The following is a 20,127-nucleotide window of genomic DNA, read 5'->3' on the forward strand; positions in this document are numbered from 1 at the left end:
CGCGCCAGACGAGCGTAGGCGCCGAATGGTGTCCTGTCATCGCACGGACGTACGCGAGGTGTAAGTCATGGAAAAAGAGAGAGTTGAACCGCTCAATCGAACGAATGTTGGATCGCTGCCAACGTCATTGGCGATGGCCCTGTTTGCGATCATCGCCGTCCTCATAGGAATTGATATTGCGGTCGATTACCGCTCTGGCACCATGCCGTCCCATGTACTGGCGGAAGGATTTGTAATGGCGCTGGCCGTAGTCGGGTTGGTGCTCATGTGGCGACGGTTCAACTTGGTACAGCGCCAAGCGAAGCAGTTGAGTGTGGATCTCGAAGCGGCACAATGGCAAGCCGTCCGATTCCGGGAAGAGGCGCAGGATGCCCTTAGAGGGCTGGGGGAAGCGATTGATCGGCAGTTTACACGCTGGTCACTCACACCCGCAGAACGAGAAGTCGGCCTTCTGTTGCTGAAGGGCCTCACACATAAGGAAATTGCGACAATTAGATCGACAACCGAGACGACGGTTCGCCAGCAGGCGCTCGCGGTCTACCGAAAGTCGGGCTTGCGAAGCCGCACCGAGCTTTCTGCTTTCTTCCTGGAAGACTTGCTCCTACCGGTTGCGCAGCGGTGACAGTCCTATCGCGCTGGACTTTGTTTCTCCACCTGGTACGTGCCGGCGACCCCGCGGAAGCCTATCTCCAGCCGGTTCCACCCATTGATAGCGATGATCGCCATTGTTAGATTCACAAGTTCTTCTTCGGAAAACTGCTCGCGCGCGAGTTCATAAATTTCGTCCGGTGCATGGGTTTCGTTGACCAGGGTCACGGCCTCGGTCCATGCCAGGGCCGCGCGTTCACGATCACTGTAGAAGGGGGCCTCGCGCCATGCAGACAATAGATACAGACGCTGTTCCGTTTCGCCTGCTGCACGCGCATCCTTGCTGTGCATGTCGAGACAGTATGCGCAGCCGTTGATTTGCGAAGCCCGCATCTTCACGAGTTCCAGCAGCGAAGTTTCCAAGCCGGTCTGGTGAACATACGTTTCCAGCGCGAGCATGGTTTGATATGCTCCCGGAACACGCTCCTTGAAGTTGATGCGCTCAAACGCCGGTTTCTCTTCCGATGCCACTTTGAAGTCCTCCGCTAAGCCGTATGTTTCATTCGCTCGATGTCACTATTTTGTCCACGCGATGGCTAGAAGAAAGACGCTATCCGTCTTTGCTTCGACGTCATGCGGAATGTCGCGCTCCACATTGTAAGTCCGCTACTTTCTGGGGACCTTGATTTGGACCAGGAGCATGGTCGTCGGAACCTTCGCCGCAATAGCGTGCGGGAGCAAGGGGGGCATATATACGAACGAACCGCCTTTCGCCTTATGCACATCCTCCCCAAGCGTTATGTCTGCTTCACCGTTCAAGATGCAGATGACTGCAGGCGTTGGTGCCGAATGCGTTGAGAGTTCCTGCCCGGCGGAGAATCCAAACAGGGTGATATTCACATGCTCGTCTTTTTGCAACACGCGGCTGTGGATCCCCTCCTTCGGAATTTCCGCATCCGCCAGAAGGTCAGTAATAAACTTGTAGTCCATTTGAGGTCCTTCCGTTCTCATTTTAGAAAACAAGTTCGTTAACGCCTGCTTCATCGCCTGTAAATCAGTCCCGCAGATATCAAAGCTCCATCGTAATCGGATACCCCCATCTCAAGAATCCTGAAGACCGTTCACCGTGCCCGTCATACGGCGCTGACGAACCTGGGTTGACCGGTGTGGATCTGTTCACGCTTCAACGAGCTGCAGGCCATGCCGACTTGAGCACTACCAGCAAGTACGTTCATCCTACGCCCGAATCGATGAAGGCTGCCGTCCAAAATGGTTTCGGCGCTATTGGGGATCGGCTTTTCAAACTGGAAGTTGCGGGAGCCATCGACTGCCTCGTATCCCAGGTTCTCCAGTTGAGCAGCCAAACTCCGCACTGGGGCAACCCTATCGTGGAGATGGCAATGGTTATTCATGAAAAACCTGCCAAGCTGCGCGGCCAGCCCACCGCGCTGAGCGGAGCGGCCGAGGGGTGTGTGGGCCGACTTGCAGTTTCTCGCCTTCTGATCGGTTGAGTGTGTCGACTCATTTTTCTTTGGGTATGGAAAACCTCCCCCGATTTGATCACGCCGAACTCCACCAGGCGTGTGCAAGTGGATATTTGTCGCCTCTCTGAGTTCGCGCGAGCGGGACGGAAATCCCAAAATTAATAGAAACGAGACTACTCACTTCCGTAAAACAATATTTTCTAGAACTTTAGCGGATGGTAAGTTGTTGGAAAATATAATGATCTACTCTGGAATGCGAATTGCTACCACTATTGTGCCAACAACACTTCCATTTTTGTGCGTACACCTGGCATAAATAGCTTGTTTAAGAGTTGTCTCTGCGCATTTCGAGTGATTCCGCGAACTAATAGGCTTTAAATCTTCATCGGGTAGCACACTCAATCTCCTCATAGGGCAACGCCTCTCATAGCGCTACACCTGTTGTGGTTAAGCTCTGGTGCATCACTTCCAAAAGCCTTGTGCTTTGAGAGTGCCGCACCCCCGCAACCCACAGCGGCGGCCAAGGCTCCTTGGGTCCCCGGGAATTTTCCTCAACAATCCAAATGGAGGCTTCTATGAGTAGAGCTCAGTTCCTACTGGTAATGCTCCTGTGCCTTATCACCGTTCCCGTATTGGCGCAGCAGCAGACCGGCGAACTTGTCATCAAAGCGACCGATCCATCGGGCGCAGTGATCGCCGATGCGACAATTACGTTGACATCGACGGCGTTGATCCGCCCGGTCGAAGGCACAACCGATAGCACTGGCACGTTTCGTGCAACAGCACTACCGTCCGGCACCTATAAGGTTAACGCTGCAAAAACCGGCTTTGCGAAGGCTGTGCGTGATAACGTCACCGTCCAACTTGGCCGTTCGTTCGCGATCGAGATGCCGTTGAAGGTCGGCGCATCCGCGGAAACGGTTGAGGTCTCCTCCTCGGCTGTCCAGATCGACACGTTCAAAAGCGAATCGTCTGACGCGGTTCAGGGCGGCACGATGCTGAGCGTGCCGGGCACGCGAGATTTCGCTGATTACGCAAAGCTTACGCCCAGCGTTAATAACGAGACCATGGCGGCGGGCATTTCGGTCGACGGCGCCAGCGGTTCTGAGAATGTGTTCTACGTCGATGGCGTGGACACCAGCAATATGTACACCGGGCAGAACAATCAGAGTGTTCGTCCGGAAATCGTACAGGAGCTCCAACTGAAGAGTGGTGGTTACGAGGCTGAGTTTGGCGGCGCGATGGGCGGCGTCCTCTCGGTAGTAACGAAGAGCGGCAACAACAACTTCCACGGTCAATTCTATTATTACAACAGCGGTAGCGGTCTCACCGGTGCTGAGCGCAACACGCTCCGATTGAACCTGGCCAACGAGAAAGAATCTGAGTACATCAAGTACCCGAAAGACCATAGCATCCGCAACGAGTTTGGCTTCAACCTCGGCGGCCCCATTTGGCGCGACAAGGCTTGGTTCTTCGTCAACTTAAACCCGAGCTTTGAAAACACCAGCCGCGAAGTCCGCATGACGGACGTGAGTGGTGTTCAGCATCTGAACAAGTATGAGCGCCGCGACACTACTCGCAGTGGCCTGGCGAAGATCGACTTCCAACCGTGGCAGCGCGTTCGTTTGTTTGCCAGCTACACGCAGGACACCTCGCGCTACAAGGGTGAACTCCCCAGCCGCGCTGGCACGGACGCGTTCGAATTCAATTACGCGCTTGCCGGCTACAAATACCCAAGCTACACATTCACTGGTGGCGCCACGTTCACCGTCACCCCGAAATTCCTGATCGACACAAGGTATGGTTTCAACGGTTCGGATGTAATCCAGTTTGTTGGACCGTCGGAGCCGACATGGCTGTTCCGCACTTCGAACGATGCAATCGGCGTTTCCGCGAGCAGCTCCTTGTATCGCCCAAGTGGTTTCTACAACCAGTTCCCGAACGATGCTGCTTATAAGACGACCCAGAACTACCAGAAGAAGATGAATTATGTGGCCACGGCCAGCTTGAACGCGAACTTCCTTGGCTCGCATAACTTCAGGGGCGGCTACCAGTTCAACCGCTGGGTCCACGACATCGCTGACGCCCACCCTTACGATTACGTTCGCTTCAATTGGGGGCGCACGTATGAATCCCCTATCTCGGGGAATCACGCCAGCTCTTGCGTAGGCCCGGACGCCGTTACCTACAACCCGTGCGGTTACGTAGAGGTTCGTTCGCCGTTCGGCACGGTCGCCAAAATCCACACCGATCACCACGCGCTCTTCTTCCAGGACTCGTGGACTATCGGGCGCCGTTTGACCATCAGCCCGGGCATTCGATTCGAAAAGGAAGAGATCCCGTCGTTCAGCGATCTGCCGCAGTTCAAGGGCGCAGCATTCAGCTGGGGATTCAAAGACAAGGTGGCTCCTCGCCTGGGTGCCAGCTTTGATTTGTTTGGAAACGGCAAAGCCAAGGTTTACGGGAGCTGGGGCTGGTTCTACGACATGATGAAGCTGTCAATGGCCGAAGGCTCATTTGGCGGTTTTAAGTGGCATAGCCAGTACTACCTCATCAATCAGGCGGTTGCGGATGACTGGACGCTTGCCGGTGGCGCTCACGATCCGGCGGGCTTCAGCACCAATTGCACCGGTTCAACTTCAGGCGGCGCGGTGAGTTGCGGCCCGCTCGCGGGCATGCCGTTTATTGAGGACCTGGATTGGCGTATTCCTTCGTTCGATACGCTCGACCCAGACCTCAAGGCAATGCGGATGAGCAATGCGATCGTTGGCACGGAGATCGAACTGAAGAAGGACTACATCTTCAGCTTCCAATATGTGCACAAGCAGATTGATCGAGCCATCGAAGACGTTGGCGTACAGACCCCGCTCGGAGAGGAATACTTCATCACCAATCCAGGCTATGGTTACTCGGTCAGCAAGTTCGTCGCGGCTGGCATGCCGGCAACGCCGAAAGCGACCCGGAACTACAACGCTTGGGAGTTCCGTCTCCGTAAGCCGTATTCAAACAACTGGACACTTGACGCGAGCTATACCTACTCGCGCCTGCGGGGCAACTACTCCGGTCTGGCCAGCTCTGACGAAGACACTGCAAACGGCGTCGGTCAGGGCCGTACCGACCCGAACGTCGCTCGTTACTTCGACCTATGGTTCCTGAACTATGATGCCAGCGGGAAATTAGTTGATGGTCCGCTGAACACTGACCGTCCGCATCAGATCAAGATGAACGGCCAATATCAGATGCCCAAGAGGCTGCCGGCAATCGGCTTTTTCTTCCAGGCTCTGAGCGGTACGCCGATCACAACCGAAGCAACCTTCAACAGCGCTGAGATGATGGTCAACAACCGCGGCGATATGGGTCGACTGCCCTGGTTTACGCAGACCGACGTGTTCCTCCGCCAGACGTTCAAGCCGTTTAAGAACGAATCGAAGTCGGTCGAATTCAGCGTGAACGTCACAAACCTATTCAACCAAGCTACGGAGATTCACCGATATCGCCTTTACAACCGGGCCAGCGTCAACCTGCCGTACGCAGGCATGAATGACGCTTCCAACCTTGCAAACGTGAACAAGTTCTTGCAGCAGGGTTTCGACTGGAAGGCGACGATTGACGCGGCCAACACCATCTCGGGTGGAACAGTTGTTGACCCGCGTTACAACAAGGGCGACTTGTTCCAGTCCCCAGTCGCGGTGCGGCTTGGTTTTCGCTTCAACTTCTAAGAATTGATGTGCTTTGGGCCGGCGAAAGCCGGCCCATTTTTGTGGTCGCTAACGTAATCGCAGAACCGGCATTCTTCACAGCAGTGCGAGGAGGAATTGGAGATGAAGCGCATAACTACTGCTCTCTTGATACTGATCGTTGCAAGCACCGCAAGCTTCGCGCAGTTTGGGAATGAATTGCAGGTCCGGGTGAGGCTCGCTTACGGAGGCGATTTTTCCGGGCTCGCCCGTGTTGAACTATTCAAAGGCGATATGCCTTGGGAACACGCTTATGCGAATTCACGCGGTGAAGTTCTATGGCGCGGTCTTCCGGAAGGAAGCTACCTGGTACGCGTGACCCTACCCGGCTTCACTCCTGAGGATTACCCGGTAGAGCTCTACGGATCTTCATCGCGCACCATCAGCCTCACCCTGCACGCTGACCCGAACTCAGCACCGGCAGATACTGCACCATCACTGGATGACCCACTCGTTTCAGTCCGCTTTCTGGCCGCCCCGGATGGTGCCCGCAAGGAACTGCAGAAGGCCCGGGAATCGCGATTGAAAGGCGACTGCAAAGGAGCACTTGATCACGGCAGGAAGGCAACCGAGATCGCGCCGGATTTTGTGCTTGCTTACCTGGAGAGCGGACTCTGCCAGGAGCGTGTCGGAGAGTTGGACGCGGCGCAGAACTCTTTTGAGACGGCGTTGGCGAAGGATCCGAAGTATCTCTACTCTTACCTTAATTTGGCCCGTGTTCAAGCCCGGAAAAAAGACTACAACGGCGCTGCCAAGACCCTGGCTTTGGCCGCCAAGGCGCAGCCTGACAGGGGCGAACCATTCTTTGAGATGGCGCGAATCCAGCTCGATACAGGGCACACAGACGTCGCTGAGAAAGCCGCGAAGATGGCTCTTGGAAAGGACTGGAGTCACATTCCGGAAATGCCGTTCCTCCTAGCGAACATCTATGTCAGGCAGGGGGACACAGTGAAGGCCATCAGTTCACTTCAGGAGTTTGTCGATAAGGCGCCGAATGGCCCGCAGGCAGACCGAGCCAAGCGCACGATTGAACAACTGAAGCAAACGAAGAAAAATTTCCCAAATGATTGAACCTTCCCAGCGGTATAGCCGACGGTATGCTGGATATTGCTGTGCCCGGAAAATGGCTGAGGCGGGTATCCGCACCCTGGTTGGCAGGTGCGAAGCCGCAAGCGTGACGCCGTATGTGAGGGTGAGCGCCGAGAGAAGTTCGGCCAACTCGCCGGAGGGGCGCAGCGGTTCGCCGGTTCAACAGCGCGCGGCGTTCACTGACGGAAAGAGAACTGCCCTACGCGCAACGATCCTGGCTTTAAGCAGTGCGATTGCGTCTCTCTGCGCGATGGAATAGCAATAACTAGACTACAGTCCTCGGCGTCCGTTCATGCATTTCAACGCTGGTCCCGCGCGCCTCTCCGCGCCATTCCTTCGCCATCCCGTTCCGCTGCCAATCGGGCTGCCAACTGCCGGGGGACCATTACTTGGCTGCCACCCCCTGCGAATTTAGAACCGTGACTACGCCAAGCTCTAGTTTACTGAGCTGTTGTTCGATTTTTGATTGGTCCCCAACCGCTACAACAATCAGGTTCTCCGGGACAAGATACTTAACTGCAAGCTCTTGCAACTCGGCGGCGTCTACCCTGTCGACTTTCCCTGGCAATGCACGATAGAAATCCAGCGGAAGTTCGTAATCGAACAGTCGAGAAGTGGCGCGTGTCGTCTGTTCAGTGGTTTCGAACAGTGCCGGAAGCGAACGTGCTAACGCAGCCTTGGCCAGCGTCAATTCAGCCTCGCTGAACGGTGACTTCCTGATCTCTTCAATTTCATTGAAGATCTCGCGAACGGAATCGCCTGTCGTGTCGCCACGCACACCTGTGTTGATGACGAACGGACCAGATCCTCGCCTGAATACGAAACGCGAGAAAGCGCCGTAGGAATATCCATGTTTCTCGCGAAGGTTCATGTTGATTCGGCTTGAGAAGGCACCGCCAAGAGCCATGTTCATCACGCGCAGACCGACGTAGTCGGGACTGCTGTGCGAGACTCCCACCGTGCCAATGCGCAATTGCGTCTGTGGCGAGTCGGGCTTGTCAACCACAAAAACGGTACGCCTAGTCTTGCTGGAAAATGCAGGTGGGCCCTCGTATTTACCCGTTCCTTGCCATTGCCCCAGATATTTCTCCGCTAGCGATTTCACCTCAGAAAAGGTCATATCGCCCGCAACTACAAGAGCTGAGTTCGAGGGAACGTAACCAGTTTTCCAGAATCCGATCAATTCGTCACGAGTGATGGACTTGTTTCCCTCCTCAGTTCCGATCTCAAGGTAACCGTATGGGTGCTTGTCCCCGTAGACGACACGGCTGAACACGCGGTCGGCAACGTCTCCAGGTTCATCGTTCATCTGAGTAAGAGTTGCGATCCGCTGTTTTCGAACACGTTCTATTTCTTTAGGGTCGAAGGCGGGGTGCAATGCAACGTCCGACAGTACATCAAAAGCCTCGCTCACGTTGCGCTTTAGCGAACTGATTATCAAGCTCGAATCGTCGCTGCTGGCTTCTGTCGCCAGCGTTGCTCCAATCTGGGCCAAATCGTTGGCGAGTTTCAGCGTCGATCGACTCGCCGTACCTTCGTCGAGCATGTCAGTGGTGAACGACGATAGCCCTGGCCGATTGGCCGGATTCACATCGCTGCCGGACAACGAAACCAGTCTTGCTGAAACGATTGGCAAGTTGTGCTGTTCCGAAAAAAGCACCGTCAGGCCATTGTTGAGCTTGAACTGAATAGGAATTGGCAGCACGATCTTCGATGCCGGCCCTGCGGGCGGTGGTATGCGGCGCCACTCCTGATCGGGGATGTTCACATCTGTAATCTTAGGAATTGCCTTATCCGCGGCCGACTTCGGCACATCATCGACTTTCTTGGGTCCGTTGACGGCAAACACGACCACGTGCTGGTTTGCGCCTAATTTTACCCTCAACATGTCATGCACAGAGCTCGTGGTCACTTTCTCGTATCGCGCGAGGTCCTCCTGCAAATACTCAGGCTTTCCGAGGAAGTGGTTGTACCGATTAAGACGGTCGGCGACTCCGCCGAAACCACCGAGAGTCTGTAAGCGGCGGATAATGTTTGACTGGATTAAGTTCCGGGCTCGTGTCAGTTCATCCGCGGTAACGCCGTCTCTCTTGACAGCCTCTAATTCCGCGTTGATTTCCGCCTCGAGTTCATCGGGCTTAATGCCCGGTTTCGCTGTCGCTTCAATCCAAAATACACCACCGAGCACCAGAGAGTAGTGGTAAGCCTGTACATCCTGCGCAATCTGCTTGTCATACACGAGCCGCTCATAGAGACGGCTGGACTTCCCGCCTCCGAGTATCTTGGCAAGCAAATCGGCGTCTGCGTCTCCAGGCTTGAAGATCGGATCTGTGATCCACGCAATGTAAACCTTAGGAAGCTCGATCGTGTCCGTTACAGTTGATCGACGTTCTTTCGTGACGGTCGCAGTTGTGGCTGCAAGCATTGGTACAGGTGGGCCAGAAGGAAGAGGACCGAAGTATTTCTCGACCAAGGCCTTTGCCTGAACAGGATTGAAATCGCCAACTATGGCAACACTCGTATTGTTTGGTGCGTAGTACTGCCTGAAGAATTCGCGAACATCATCGAGTCTTGCGGCTTCGATATCAGCGTGAGACCCTATCACGGCGGCGTGGTAAGGATGTCCTTTCGGAAACAATTCCTGGAATACGACCTCCTCGGCGAGGCCGTACGGGCGATTCTCTACACTTTCGCGCCGCTCATTTCGGACGACATCGCGTTGGTTTTCCAGCTTAGCCGCATCAAGGGTCGGCAATAGGAACCCCATTCGGTCGCTCTCCAACCAGAGGGCCAGCTCAAGTTGATTGGACGGTAAGGTTTCGAAGTAATTGGTGCGGTCGAATTCCGTCGTACCGTTGATGTCGCTTGCGCCGGCGGCTTCCAGGAAGCGAATATGAGCTTTTTCGCCGACGTTCCGTGATCCTTGGAACATCATGTGCTCGAACAGGTGTGCGAATCCTGTGCGTCCCGCACGCTCGTTAGCCGGTCCAACGTGGTACCACACGTTTACCGCTACCAGCGGCAGGCGATGATCTTCGGAAAGGATCACCTCCAAACCATTCGTCAGCTTATACTTTTCACACTTAAGCTTCGGCCATTGAGTCTGTGTGTTGGTTGCGGACACTGGTTCCTTGGTACGAGCAGAACCAGCCTGTGCGTGAAGGGCTACACCGCTGAACAACGCTACAAACAGCGCACTTGTTGCAAACGCCACTCGATGACTGCTCATTAAGTGCTCCACGTGAATTTGAGTTCTCTCGCTATGCGAACTCGAGTGTTGAAATAGATTACAAATTTGAACGGCAGCAAGCGTATCGGAGGGGCTCCCGAACCGCAACCCTCTACGGAGCCACAATCTTTTTTCGTTTCATAAACAGTTCCAACCGAAATGGCGAATGAATCCCACCGACAGCCGTAAATATTTGTGGCTTTAATTCACCGAATTGAGTTGTGCTCGCAAAGTAGCGAGGTACTATGTCGCTATCCTGAGTAGTCGGAGTTGAGCATGTCACTGCTGTGCGATCCCGGTTCGCCCAAGTTGTCTTGGGACGACCTTCAGAAGGCCGGTGATTCCGACCTGCTCGCGCAACTGACAGCCGGTAATGACGATGCGCTCGCTGTGATTGTTGACCGCTACAGGCGTCTAGTCTTCAGCATCGCATTACGAATCGTTAAGAATGAATGCGAGGCGGATGACGTAACCCAATCAATCTTCGTAGAGATTTACAGGAAGGCGGCACAATTTGATTCTGCGCGCGGGACACTTAAGACGTGGCTATTGCAATTCACTTACAGCCGCAGCATCAACCAACGGCGCTATCTTGAGCAACGCCATTTTTACACGAACGAAGGGTTAGCAGAGGTTGATCCATTTCACTTGGCCGGCAGTTCTCTACGTATCCAGGGGCTATCGAGCGATGAAGCCGGGCATGTCGTCCGGCGTGCGCTAAGTTCACTTAACGAGCAACAACAAGAGGCGATTGAACTCATCTACTTCCAGGGCCTCACAATAGAAGAGGCTGCAGCAAAAGCGGGCGAAACGCTAGCGGCTGTGCGACATCATTATTATCGCGGCTTAGTGAAAATGAGAGAATTTATCGGCACTCAGGGCGCAGAGGATTCCGTAAAGTCGTCGGAAAAGGCCGAGCTCAGAGTGGAGGTGGCAAGTCTTGAACCACGAAGAATTTGAAGAATTGTGCGTGGCAGCATCGGCGGGAAATATCAGTACTGAGGATTCACAGGCTCTAAAAGCGCACCTTGAGGAGTGCGTCAGCTGCCGCGGTACTTTCGCCGACATGGCGGAAATTCATGCTCAGTGGTTGCCGGAACGTCCGGGATTTGTAATCTACCGCGGTCGCGATGCGGACCTCCGTGGTCGCGATGCAATATTGAGGGCCCTGACCAAGGAAGGAGCGCATTTTACTCGTAAAGCAAGGACGCCATCCTCGCCAGAGCTGAGCACCACATCAACTTGGCCTGTTCGGCGGGGTTGGAGTTTTCTCGTCGTCGGCAGTCTCATGTTCTGCATCGGTACGGGACTTTTCTTTGAGGATTGGCTGGGCTCGAAACCTGTGTCATCCGTGCAAATGGTAAGGGTTGAGGTTCCAGTGCTCTCCCCTGTGCCGAGCGCGCCGGGGGCTTCTCAGTCAGAACTTATGCAGCAACTCGCGGAAGCGCGCCTCACGCATGCCCGCTTACAGCAGGAATTGCTCGCGCAGGAGCGCAAGGCTACGGCGTTAGAGCAGAGCAATGCCAACGCGGCTCAGGTTGTCAACAAAGTCAAACAGCAACTCGATGCGGCGCGTACCATTCAGCTCGGGGCGGAAACGCAATTGGCCGAGCTGCGGTTTAAGCAGGACACCGCTAGCGCCATAGCCCTTCTGCAACAAAGCGAGATCCAAAGCCTGAACAAGAAACTGGCGGACCAGGCAGCCACTTTCGAACGCGAGCGCCAAGTCTTATCGCTGGGTGGCCGCGAGATACGGGATCTTATTGCGGCCCGCAATCTTCATATCATTGACGTCTACGACACAGATACCAGGGGCAAGACCAGCCCAGCGTTCGGCCGCATGTTCTATACAGAAGGTAAGTCTCTCATCTTTTATGCGTACGATCTCAGCGGCAAGCAATCCGATAACGGTAAAACCACATTTTATGTATGGGGCAAGCGCGACGGCGCACCGCAACGCATCAAGAGCCTTGGTGCCTTAGCCAAGGATGATCACGTTCAGAAGCGCTGGGTATTCACTACAACGGATACTAAGATCCTGGCCTCAATCGATTCCGTCTTCGTAACTACTGAGCCGAATGAGAAGTCGAATGTTCGGCCAAGTGGTAAACCTCTGCTCAGTGCGTTCCTCGGGACCGCCGCGAATCATCCATAATAAGGTAGCTAAACAAATGGTGTTGCCGAGCGAGATTTCCGCCCGGCATTTTTATTTTCGAGGCAGTGGGCAGATCTCCGGATTTTCGTTGGATACTCGGTTAAGGGGGATGTTCTGTATGAAGGATGTTCCGGTATCTGTGCGATACGCTACTTATATTGTTCTCCTGCTCGCATTGGCTGGCGTTGCCTGTGCGCAAACAGAAACTGCGACCCTGTCCGGTACCGTCATGGACAGGAGCGGAGCAGTTATCTCCGGTGTCCAGGTGCAACTCACAAACTCCGACACGAATGTCAAGACCGCGATGGTCACGAATGCCGCCGGGATTTACGTCGCCTCCTCTATCAAACCTGGCCGCTATCGCATGACCGTAATGAAGCAGGGCTTCAAGCAGGTTGCGGTTACTAACTTGATCTTAAATGTTCAGGACGTGGTAAGCCGGAACTTCACTTTGGACATTGGAGCCGCTTCGGAGTCGATTACTGTGACTGCCGAAGCGCAATTAGTGGAGACTACCTCCTCCGTAGCGACCGTTGTTGACTCACGATTCGTTCAGAACATGCCACTTAATGGGCGGAGCGTCAACACCCTATTCCAGCTCACCCCGGGTGTGGTGCTGGCAAAAACCGACTTTAATTCTCAGGGTCAGTTCAGTGTCAATGGTCAGCGCACTGATTCAAATTACTTCATGGTGGATGGAGTTGCCGCAAATGTTGGTGTCAGCGCAGGAATGTCGCTCGGCCAGTCAGCGGCAGGTACTCAGGCAGCTGTAGGAGCGAGCGGTGGCACAAGTTCATTAGCATCTATTGATGCCCTGCAGGAATTTCGAATTCAGACTTCAAACGTCGCTCCGGAATTCGGTCGTGTACCCGGCGCGCAAATCTCGATGGTCACGCGCTCTGGGACCAGTGAATTCCATGGAAGTTTGTTTGAGTTCTTCCGGAATGACGTTCTGGATGCAAGGGACTGGTTCGCGAAAGCGTCTGAAGGCAAGAAGCCAGCATTGCGACAAAATGATTTTGGCGGCACGCTGGGCGGCCCGCTTGTGCGTGATAAAGCCTTTTTCTTCTTCTCACACGAAAGTCTACGATTACGGCAACCAAAATCGAAAACAATCCAGGTACCTTCGGCCCAAGTCCGCGCGGCAGCTGGGGGAGTAATCAAGGATTTGTTTAATGCATTCCCAATGCCGAACGGAGCCGAACTAGGCGGAGGGGCAGCGGAGTTCACCGGCAGTTATTCGGAACCATCAAATTTAGATGCAACTAGCCTCCGGCTGGACTACACGCCGAGCAGTCAAGTCACGCTTTTTGGGCGCTACAACTATTCAAAGTCGGACCAGACCAGTCGCGGATCATCTGGCCTCACTTTAAGTACAAGTATGCCGACCACCTATCGAACTCACACCTTGACCCTAGGTGCAACGTCCAAAGTGTCGTCGGCAATGACAAACGATCTACGCTTCAATTGGAGCAAGTCAAGCGCGGGTAGTGCAATCTTTGCGGATACCTTCGGTGGTGCCGTGCCAATTTCGGCCAGCCTTATTTACCCGACCTTCACTTCGCCGGCAGAGGGATCGATGAATGTCTATTTCCTCAGCTCTGGGAGCGCATGGCAAACTGGCGCGAATGTACTGAATAGGACACGTCAATTCAATATCATCGACACACTCAGTGCGACGGTCGGCTCACACCAACTGAAATTTGGGTTTGACTACCGCCGGCTGATGCCCTTCTTCGGACCTCGCAAGTACAGTCAGAGTACATACTTCGATGATTTCGCTACGGCAGTCAATGGAGTGACTTCGTTTTCCTATATCGACCGTAGCGATCCTTTCGGTCTGATCTATAGCAACTACTCCGCTTTTGCGCAGGACACTTGGCAGGCCGCTTCGAACTTGACGTTTACCTATGGAGTGCGGTGGGAGATTAATCCGCCTCCCATTGGTGACGGAAAGCCGCTCTACACGGTGAACGGTCTTGCGGATCCAGCAACAATGAAGTTGGCGCCTGCCGGGACCCCGCTATACAAAACTAAATATGGGAATATAGCCCCCCGCTTTGGCGTGTCTTACCGTCTTTCCAAGTCGAACAAATGGCAGAACGCAATCCGAGGCGGAGTTGGTTTGTTTTACGATTTGGGTAGCTCGCGTACCGACTTGGCGATGCTCTTTCCGTACCTAACGGAAATATCCGTCGGCCCCTCGACGTTCCCGTTGTCGGATGCGGTCGCGGCACCGCCATCATTGTCAACCGATCCTCCAATCAACTTCATGGGCGTGAACGATCCAGATTTGGAACTGCCACGCAGCATGCAGTGGAATGTCACCTTTGAACAGTCGCTTGGGACTAATCAGGGAATTACCGCCGGATATGTAGGTTCAGTTGGACGCCGCCTTTTGAAGTTCCAGTACATAGTCATGCCGAATCCGGACTTCATGTCTGTCTGGGCAATCCGAAATGGGGCCACATCCGACTACAACGCCCTCCAGTTACAGTACAACAGGCGAATGAGTCGGGGGCTCCAAGTGTTAGCCTCCTATACTTGGGCCAAGGCCTTGGACGACGCTTCCGACGACGCGCTTGACTTCTCTTCGCGGGCCCGGGGGCCGTCGAATTTCGACGTAAAACACACATTCAGTGGCGCAGTCAGTTATGACATCCCGAGTTGGTCTCAAAATCCCTTGTTGCGCGGATTACTTGGAAGTTGGTCGATAGACACCATACTCCAGGCGCGCTCAGCTCCGCCGATCAACATCGTTGCCAGAAGTTTCGCAATGATGGGAGGAGGGTATGAGAACATCCGCCCGGACGTCGTACCGGGTGTCCCCTTCAAGATTTCCGATCCGAGTGCTCCTGGTGGATGGCGCCTTAATAAGGCAGCGTTTACCACACCACCCGCTGGTAGGCAAGGAAACCTAGGGAGGAATGGGGTTAGAGGTTTTGCGGCCAATCAGATTGACTTCACACTTCGACGGCAGTTTGCAATTAATGAAAGAGTGAAGCTGCAATTCCGCTCCGACTTCTTCAATCTATTCAACCATCCGAACTTTGCTGATCCTAGAACGAGCCTCACGAGTGGCCTGTTCGGACGTTCGACACAAACACTAGCAGCAAGCCTCGGTGCAGGTGGAATCAACGGGGGCTTTAGTCCTCTGTATCAGATTGGTGGGCCCCGATCCATTCAGTTGGCTTTAAAGCTGCAGTTCTGATTGTCAGGCTCAGGCACTAAGGCCTGATGGGGAACCAGGTGCACTCCACCTGATTCCCCATCAAGTGACCACCGCCGCCGCGGGAGAGCCGCGTTCCAAGCCAGCAATCCAAGTTTGAAATTTTCCATCGACGGTTCATGTTCAAAAGCTGTCTAGCGAGGGCTTGTGATGACATTAAGCAGCAGAGTTGTGTCAGTTTTCCTCGGACTTTTCGTTCTCTTTCTTAGGCTACCGGTTTGCTCCCAAACTCAAAGGCCGATGACAGTCGATGACCTGTTCACAATAGAGCAGTTTGGCAACGCGGTTGTATCTCCGAACGGTGAGTGGATTGCCGTGGTCGTCAAACGTGCCCGGACCAAGGCCGAAACCTACAAGAAAGACTACCTTTGGGAAAATGACCATGCAGACATTTGGCTCATCCCCCGAAGGGGTGGCGAACCTCAAAATGTAACAAACGGAAAAGTTGATGGTACCGGTTACTGGAACCCGGTGTGGTCCCCCGACAGCAAGAAGATCGCATTGATGTCCACGAAGGGCGGAGACAATGCGCGACTGTATGTGTGGGAAAAGGATTCGGGCAAACTCAAACGCTTGACTGAAGAAGGAGTGCAACTCGAAGCAGGCGCTTTAGGCTACGGATCGTATAACGCCGTTGTTTGGGTTAGTAACACTGAGATCTTATGTCCGGTTCTGGCGAAAGGAGAGCTTGACCCCTCCTTTGAGGCGGACCTGCGGACACCCAGGATTGCATTACGTGAATGGCCTAAGGCCCCGAAAGGAATAGATGCGACTGCGAGCGTCTTAGAGAGTGGCATCGACACCCCAATCCAGAGAGTTTCAGGAGGCAAGCTTCTGTTGCTGGATGTCACTACTGGCATCGCGAGGAAGCTCGCTGACGGCACGTTCTCCAACATCATCCCGTCACCGCAGGGTGGGCGTGCAGCTGTTATTGCGGAAGCTGGATCTATGCTCCCCGATCCGAAGCGGTTGCTCAAAAGGGTCTATCAGAGGCGATCGCGTCTGGGCATTGTGGAATTTAGGCCCACGCCTCAGTTCCGTTGGATTGACGGCGTCTACGACCCGATATTTCCCAACTTCCATGAAACCAACCCGCATTCTTGGTCGCCTGATGGCAAGACGTTTGGCGTGATTGGCAAGAGCAGTCCTACTGAGGTGGATGCTGGAACGCCCTTTCTTGTCACAGCTGGGACTGGCGAGTCGCAGAAATTGTCAACACCAGGACTGACAGTGTCCGACCTCAGCTGGACTGGCAACGGTCAACTCGTCCTACGTGCTTCCCCAATTCACGCTGAAAATGAAGAGAGCAGGTTTGATTGGTGGTTGTTCAATACGGGTAATGCAATTGCGCCCCGTAACATCACATCTATCATGAAGACTGTGCCCACAAGCTTGTTTGCGACGAGCGATTTCAACACAGTGAGTGGCATCGCCTCAGGGAAACTGTGGGTAATTGACCTTCAAACAGGACCAAGGGACGCAGTTCCCAGCCTCGGTGATGTGAAAACAATCGCGTGGCCAGATGAACAATACCTACGATGCAACATAGTTAAAGATATTGTTGTAGTCGCCGGTTCCAATGAGTTCTACCGCGTGGATCTCAGTAATCCATCCGGGAGAGCTACTTCGTTTGTGCGCCCGAGTACGGAAGCCACCCTTTTGCAGTACAGCTTGCTTAATGACATTGCGGTGTTCAAGGCAGAAGAGTCGGAAGGTTCATTCGTCTGGACAGCAGATAGCGGCGGTAAGCAATTCGAGCGGCGTATGGCACTCAACGAGCACCTGAAGGACATTGCGAATTCAGAGCGCCTGTTGATTGAATATCGCGCGAACGACGGGCAAGATTCAAAGGCCTTGCTGCTCCTGCCAGTTGGCTATAAAAAGGGAGAGAAATATCCACTGATTGCATGGGTATACGCCGGTAGTATCCAAAGGAGCATCAAGGGCTGGAGCAAGAGCAGTCCTACGTCCCTCAATCTCAACCTACTCACCTCCCATGGGTATGCCGTCCTGATTCCGAGCATGCCATTACAGCCCACAGGTCAAGGAAGTGATCCGTTCATGGACATTCCCAAGGGGGTACTTCCGGCGGTAGATAAAGTTGTAGAGCTGGGCATAGCTGACCCAGAGCGACTCGGGGTTATGGGACAGAGCTATGGAGGGTACAGCACATATGCATTAGTCACCCAGACGACGCGATTCAAAGCCGCTATCACGCTTGCTGGGTATTCTGACCTGTTTAGCCTATATTCTCAATTTGAAGCCCGGGATCGGTACTCGGAAAGACCTCATGAAAATCTGTTCATGGAGTTGATGTCGGAGACCCAGCAAACACGGATGGGAACCCACCCTTGGGACAATCTTTGGCGATATCTCCGAAACAGCCCAGTATTCTTCCTTGATCGGGTCCAAACGCCACTGATGATCATTCAAGGAGACATGGATTATGTTTCTATAGGGCAAGGGGAAGAATTCTTCTCTGGGATGTACCGCCTAAACAAACGAGCTAGATTTGTTCGGTATTGGGGTGAGGGGCACACGATTGAATCGCCCGCTAATATTCGCGACATGTGGCAGCGCGTGTTTTCTTGGTTTGACGAATTCCTGAAGCCAGGTTCCAGTTCTCCTGTTCTGAAGTCGTCCAAAAACTTTTGAGGAGTACGTATGTGCGGCGCGCAAGGCGAGATCCAGCCTGCAAGTGCTTGATATCCTCTCCTGTCGCATAATCCAAAGGTTCGTTGCAGCTCAAGCCGCCGGAAACGGCGGTGCGGCTTACAGGTGTTGGTGAAAAGGTACGAGCGCGTGCAGGTGGCGCTCACCCTGTAATTCTCTTTCCAGTAGTTCAAGCGGATCGTCGCGAGTTGGCAAGCGTGATGCTTGAATCGGCTGTTCCAACACGTCGCTGGCTCAATCTCGAAGCGCTCTATGCATGTGGGCTCGAACGGTCCGTACCAGCCGTTCATATCGCGCCGGACGAAGCACGGCTCATTGTCGATACTCAGATCGGAAAAGATTGGGTGATGGTGTGGAGATCGGCGGACTACCCACTGACTCCCATGCGTTCCAATTGATCGAATTGCTGACCCGGCGTTCCCCAATGTCTGCTGAGGATGTGGTCGCAAGAATCTCGCGAGGGCGACAGGATGGTACCACGGCGGCGCGTCAAGCCAAGAGCCATGCCAAGCCGATGATCTCGAGGCGATGGCCGCCGCCGGGCAAAACTTCGATGAAGATCCTTTTCCTGCCGCTGGCAGAGGACTTTATGATGTGCTCCTCCGCCGTTTGTTCGCTCAACACCAAAAGCGTAGCTCGTGCCCGAGGTTTTGGCTCCACGCCTTGAACTGTTCGGGCCGAAGTGCAGACATCCTGGCCGAGTCGGACAAGCGTGTTCCTAAAGCTGTGCGGATTGAAATACGGCAGCTTGTCCTGGGCTGTGTTCGCCGTCTGCCCAATCCAGCCTTGGCGAAGGCTTCGCGGAAAATCGTGCGAATGGGCGATGCTGTACTCCAGTGCTCCCGTTCCAGACCTGATGATTCAAACTGGCGAGTCGCTCCCAGCGCAATGCGCGTAGCAGGGAATAGAGGATCGTCATTTCCCCAGACGCAGCCGGGAGGTTGAGGGATATAAGAGCCTAATCCTGTTCTGTTGCTGTCACAGCGCTGACACGAGTCGGCGGTTAAGCTACTCTGATGAAGTGCTGGAGTACGGCTATTTTGCTTATTTTTATTTTCTTAAGGATGGTGAGCGCGGAAGGAATCGAATCCGCGCTCACTCGTAGTTTTAAGTACTTGCAGAGCACGGACGGCAACGAAAGTACACGAAAAGCGGCACAGGTTATGCGGAATGGATTGCAGATGGATTGCGGATGATGAATACGTCGAGATTGAGAGCGGCGAGAGTATCCGATATCATCAGCAACATGGCTAGATGCACAGCACCCACATACGGCCATCGCACGGCAAGCGGTGCAGCGGCCTGCCCTGCATGCGGTGGCCGCTATGGCCGCTACGGCGGCTACACGAGCTACACCAGCTACAGTTCCTACTCGTCCCCGTCCTACTCTTCGTCGGGGAGTAGCAGCGGAGGGTCCGGCGGCAGAATAAGGGCGAGATGGTCGCGACCTGGTTCGACCGTGTTGTACACGCCCGCCGAAGTGAGCGCACTCACGCCTATCCGCGAAACCGTCGAAAAGCTTGTGCTCGTGCCTGAACGTAGGGACTTCTTTCTCTGCCATGCGTGGGATGACCGGGCAGGGGCGGCTAAGGACCTGTACGATCAACTCCAGTCACGCGGTGTCTCGGTCTGGTTCAGCGAGGTGGATGTCCGCCTAGGCACACAATTGCTCCGCGAAATTGACAAAGGATTGGCGAAGTCGCGAGTCGGTATCGTGCTGGTCACCCCTGCGCTGCTGCTCCGTCTCCAAGGCGAGAGTATCGCGGACAAAGAGTTATCGGTGCTCCTAGCGCGTGACCAGCTCGTTCCCGTCGTGCACGGCACAACCTACGAAGCTCTCCGTGACGTTAGCCCCATGCTTGCATCGCGGAGCGGCCTGAGTACTGCGGAAAATCCGATGGCAATCGTCGCGTCTAAGCTCGCCGAGTTGGTCGCCGTTTAGC

The 20,127-nt window shown here is 54.3% G+C and carries 13 protein-coding genes and 2 pseudogenes; 10 read left to right on the top strand and 5 right to left on the bottom strand.

Annotated elements, in window-relative coordinates; genetic code table 11:
* Positions 1-67: 67 nt before the first annotated feature.
* Positions 68-622 carry a helix-turn-helix transcriptional regulator gene (locus VN622_13175; GenBank protein HWR36815.1) on the top strand — a complete coding sequence of 185 codons (555 nt, stop codon included), beginning with the start codon at positions 68-70 and terminating at the stop codon, positions 620-622.
* Positions 623-627: 5 nt separating this feature from the next.
* On the opposite strand, the gene VN622_13180 is transcribed toward VN622_13175, so the two are convergent.
* Both VN622_13180 and VN622_13185 read right to left on the bottom strand, forming a co-directional pair.
* Entirely contained in the window at positions 628-1,119 is a 492-nt protein-coding gene (locus VN622_13180) for a carboxymuconolactone decarboxylase family protein (GenBank protein HWR36816.1), read from the bottom strand.
* Positions 1,120-1,254: 135 nt separating this feature from the next.
* A complete protein-coding gene (locus VN622_13185) occupies positions 1,255-1,578 on the bottom strand; it encodes a cupin domain-containing protein (GenBank protein HWR36817.1) in 324 nt (107 codons plus the stop codon).
* Positions 1,579-1,796: 218 nt separating this feature from the next.
* Here VN622_13185 and VN622_13190 point away from each other — a divergent pair, with 218 nt between their 5' ends.
* The 3 genes from VN622_13190 (at position 1,797) to VN622_13200 (ending at position 6,880) form a co-directional block, all read left to right on the top strand.
* Positions 1,797-2,099: a hypothetical protein gene (locus tag VN622_13190; protein HWR36818.1), complete on the top strand. Its 303-nt coding sequence runs from the start codon at positions 1,797-1,799 to the stop codon at positions 2,097-2,099.
* A 548-nt stretch (positions 2,100-2,647) separates the two neighbouring features.
* Complete coding sequence (locus VN622_13195) at positions 2,648-5,791, top strand: carboxypeptidase regulatory-like domain-containing protein (GenBank protein HWR36819.1); 3,144 nt, start codon at positions 2,648-2,650, stop codon at positions 5,789-5,791.
* Between the two features lie 102 nt (positions 5,792-5,893).
* A complete protein-coding gene (locus VN622_13200; GenBank protein ID HWR36820.1) occupies positions 5,894-6,880 on the top strand; it encodes a tetratricopeptide repeat protein in 987 nt (328 codons plus the stop codon).
* Here VN622_13200 and VN622_13205 read toward each other — a convergent pair.
* Positions 6,778-7,013 (bottom strand): annotated as a pseudogene (locus VN622_13205) (hypothetical protein). The gene VN622_13200 and the pseudogene VN622_13205 sit on opposite strands and share 103 nt — an antisense overlap.
* Before the next feature lie 270 nt (positions 7,014-7,283).
* Positions 7,284-10,127, bottom strand: coding sequence for a pitrilysin family protein (locus VN622_13210; protein HWR36821.1), 2,844 nt, complete (start codon positions 10,125-10,127; stop codon positions 7,284-7,286).
* A 276-nt stretch (positions 10,128-10,403) separates the two neighbouring features.
* On the opposite strand from VN622_13210, the gene VN622_13215 reads away from it, so the two are divergent.
* The 5 genes from VN622_13215 to VN622_13235 all read left to right on the top strand — a co-directional run bounded on the left by VN622_13215 (position 10,404) and on the right by VN622_13235 (position 18,582).
* The gene (locus tag VN622_13215; protein HWR36822.1) at positions 10,404-11,087 is read left to right on the top strand and encodes a sigma-70 family RNA polymerase sigma factor; all 684 of its coding nucleotides are present in this window, start codon (positions 10,404-10,406) and stop codon (positions 11,085-11,087) included.
* Positions 11,068-12,282: a hypothetical protein gene (locus tag VN622_13220; protein HWR36823.1), complete on the top strand. Its 1,215-nt coding sequence runs from the start codon at positions 11,068-11,070 to the stop codon at positions 12,280-12,282. Before VN622_13215 ends, VN622_13220 begins: the two co-directional genes overlap by 20 nt.
* Positions 12,283-12,400: 118 nt before the next feature.
* Positions 12,401-15,493, top strand: a complete 3,093-nt coding sequence (locus VN622_13225; GenBank protein ID HWR36824.1) for a carboxypeptidase regulatory-like domain-containing protein — start codon at positions 12,401-12,403, stop codon at positions 15,491-15,493.
* A 258-nt stretch (positions 15,494-15,751) separates the two neighbouring features.
* On the top strand, positions 15,752-18,166 hold the full coding sequence (locus tag VN622_13230; protein HWR36825.1) for a prolyl oligopeptidase family serine peptidase: 2,415 nt from the start codon (positions 15,752-15,754) through the stop codon (positions 18,164-18,166).
* Positions 18,167-18,249: 83 nt separating this feature from the next.
* Positions 18,250-18,582 (top strand): hypothetical protein, encoded by a 333-nt coding sequence (locus VN622_13235; protein HWR36826.1) that lies wholly within the window; start codon positions 18,250-18,252, stop codon positions 18,580-18,582.
* Positions 18,583-18,819: 237 nt separating this feature from the next.
* On the opposite strand, the pseudogene VN622_13240 reads toward VN622_13235, so the two are convergent.
* Positions 18,820-19,110, bottom strand: a pseudogene (locus VN622_13240) (hypothetical protein).
* A gap of 320 nt (positions 19,111-19,430) precedes the next feature.
* Between VN622_13240 and VN622_13245 the strand changes: the two are divergent.
* On the top strand, positions 19,431-20,126 hold the full coding sequence (locus VN622_13245; protein ID HWR36827.1) for a toll/interleukin-1 receptor domain-containing protein: 696 nt from the start codon (positions 19,431-19,433) through the stop codon (positions 20,124-20,126).
* Position 20,127 lies beyond the last annotated feature (1 nt).

The organism is Clostridia bacterium, from assembly GCA_035561135.1.
GTDB lineage: Bacteria > Acidobacteriota > Terriglobia > Terriglobales > Acidobacteriaceae > DATMYA01.

Coding starts and splice junctions, on each gene's coding strand:
- VN622_13175 (HWR36815.1), top strand. CDS start 68: ATGGAAAAAGAGAGAGTTGAACCGCTCAATCGAACGAATGTTGGATCG.
- VN622_13185 (HWR36817.1), bottom strand. CDS start 1,578: ATGGACTACAAGTTTATTACTGACCTTCTGGCGGATGCGGAAATTCCG.
- VN622_13195 (HWR36819.1), top strand. CDS start 2,648: ATGAGTAGAGCTCAGTTCCTACTGGTAATGCTCCTGTGCCTTATCACC.
- VN622_13200 (HWR36820.1), top strand. CDS start 5,894: ATGAAGCGCATAACTACTGCTCTCTTGATACTGATCGTTGCAAGCACC.
- VN622_13210 (HWR36821.1), bottom strand. CDS start 10,127: ATGAGCAGTCATCGAGTGGCGTTTGCAACAAGTGCGCTGTTTGTAGCG.
- VN622_13215 (HWR36822.1), top strand. CDS start 10,404: ATGTCACTGCTGTGCGATCCCGGTTCGCCCAAGTTGTCTTGGGACGAC.
- VN622_13225 (HWR36824.1), top strand. CDS start 12,401: ATGAAGGATGTTCCGGTATCTGTGCGATACGCTACTTATATTGTTCTC.
- VN622_13230 (HWR36825.1), top strand. CDS start 15,752: ATGACAGTCGATGACCTGTTCACAATAGAGCAGTTTGGCAACGCGGTT.
- VN622_13245 (HWR36827.1), top strand. CDS start 19,431: ATGGCTAGATGCACAGCACCCACATACGGCCATCGCACGGCAAGCGGT.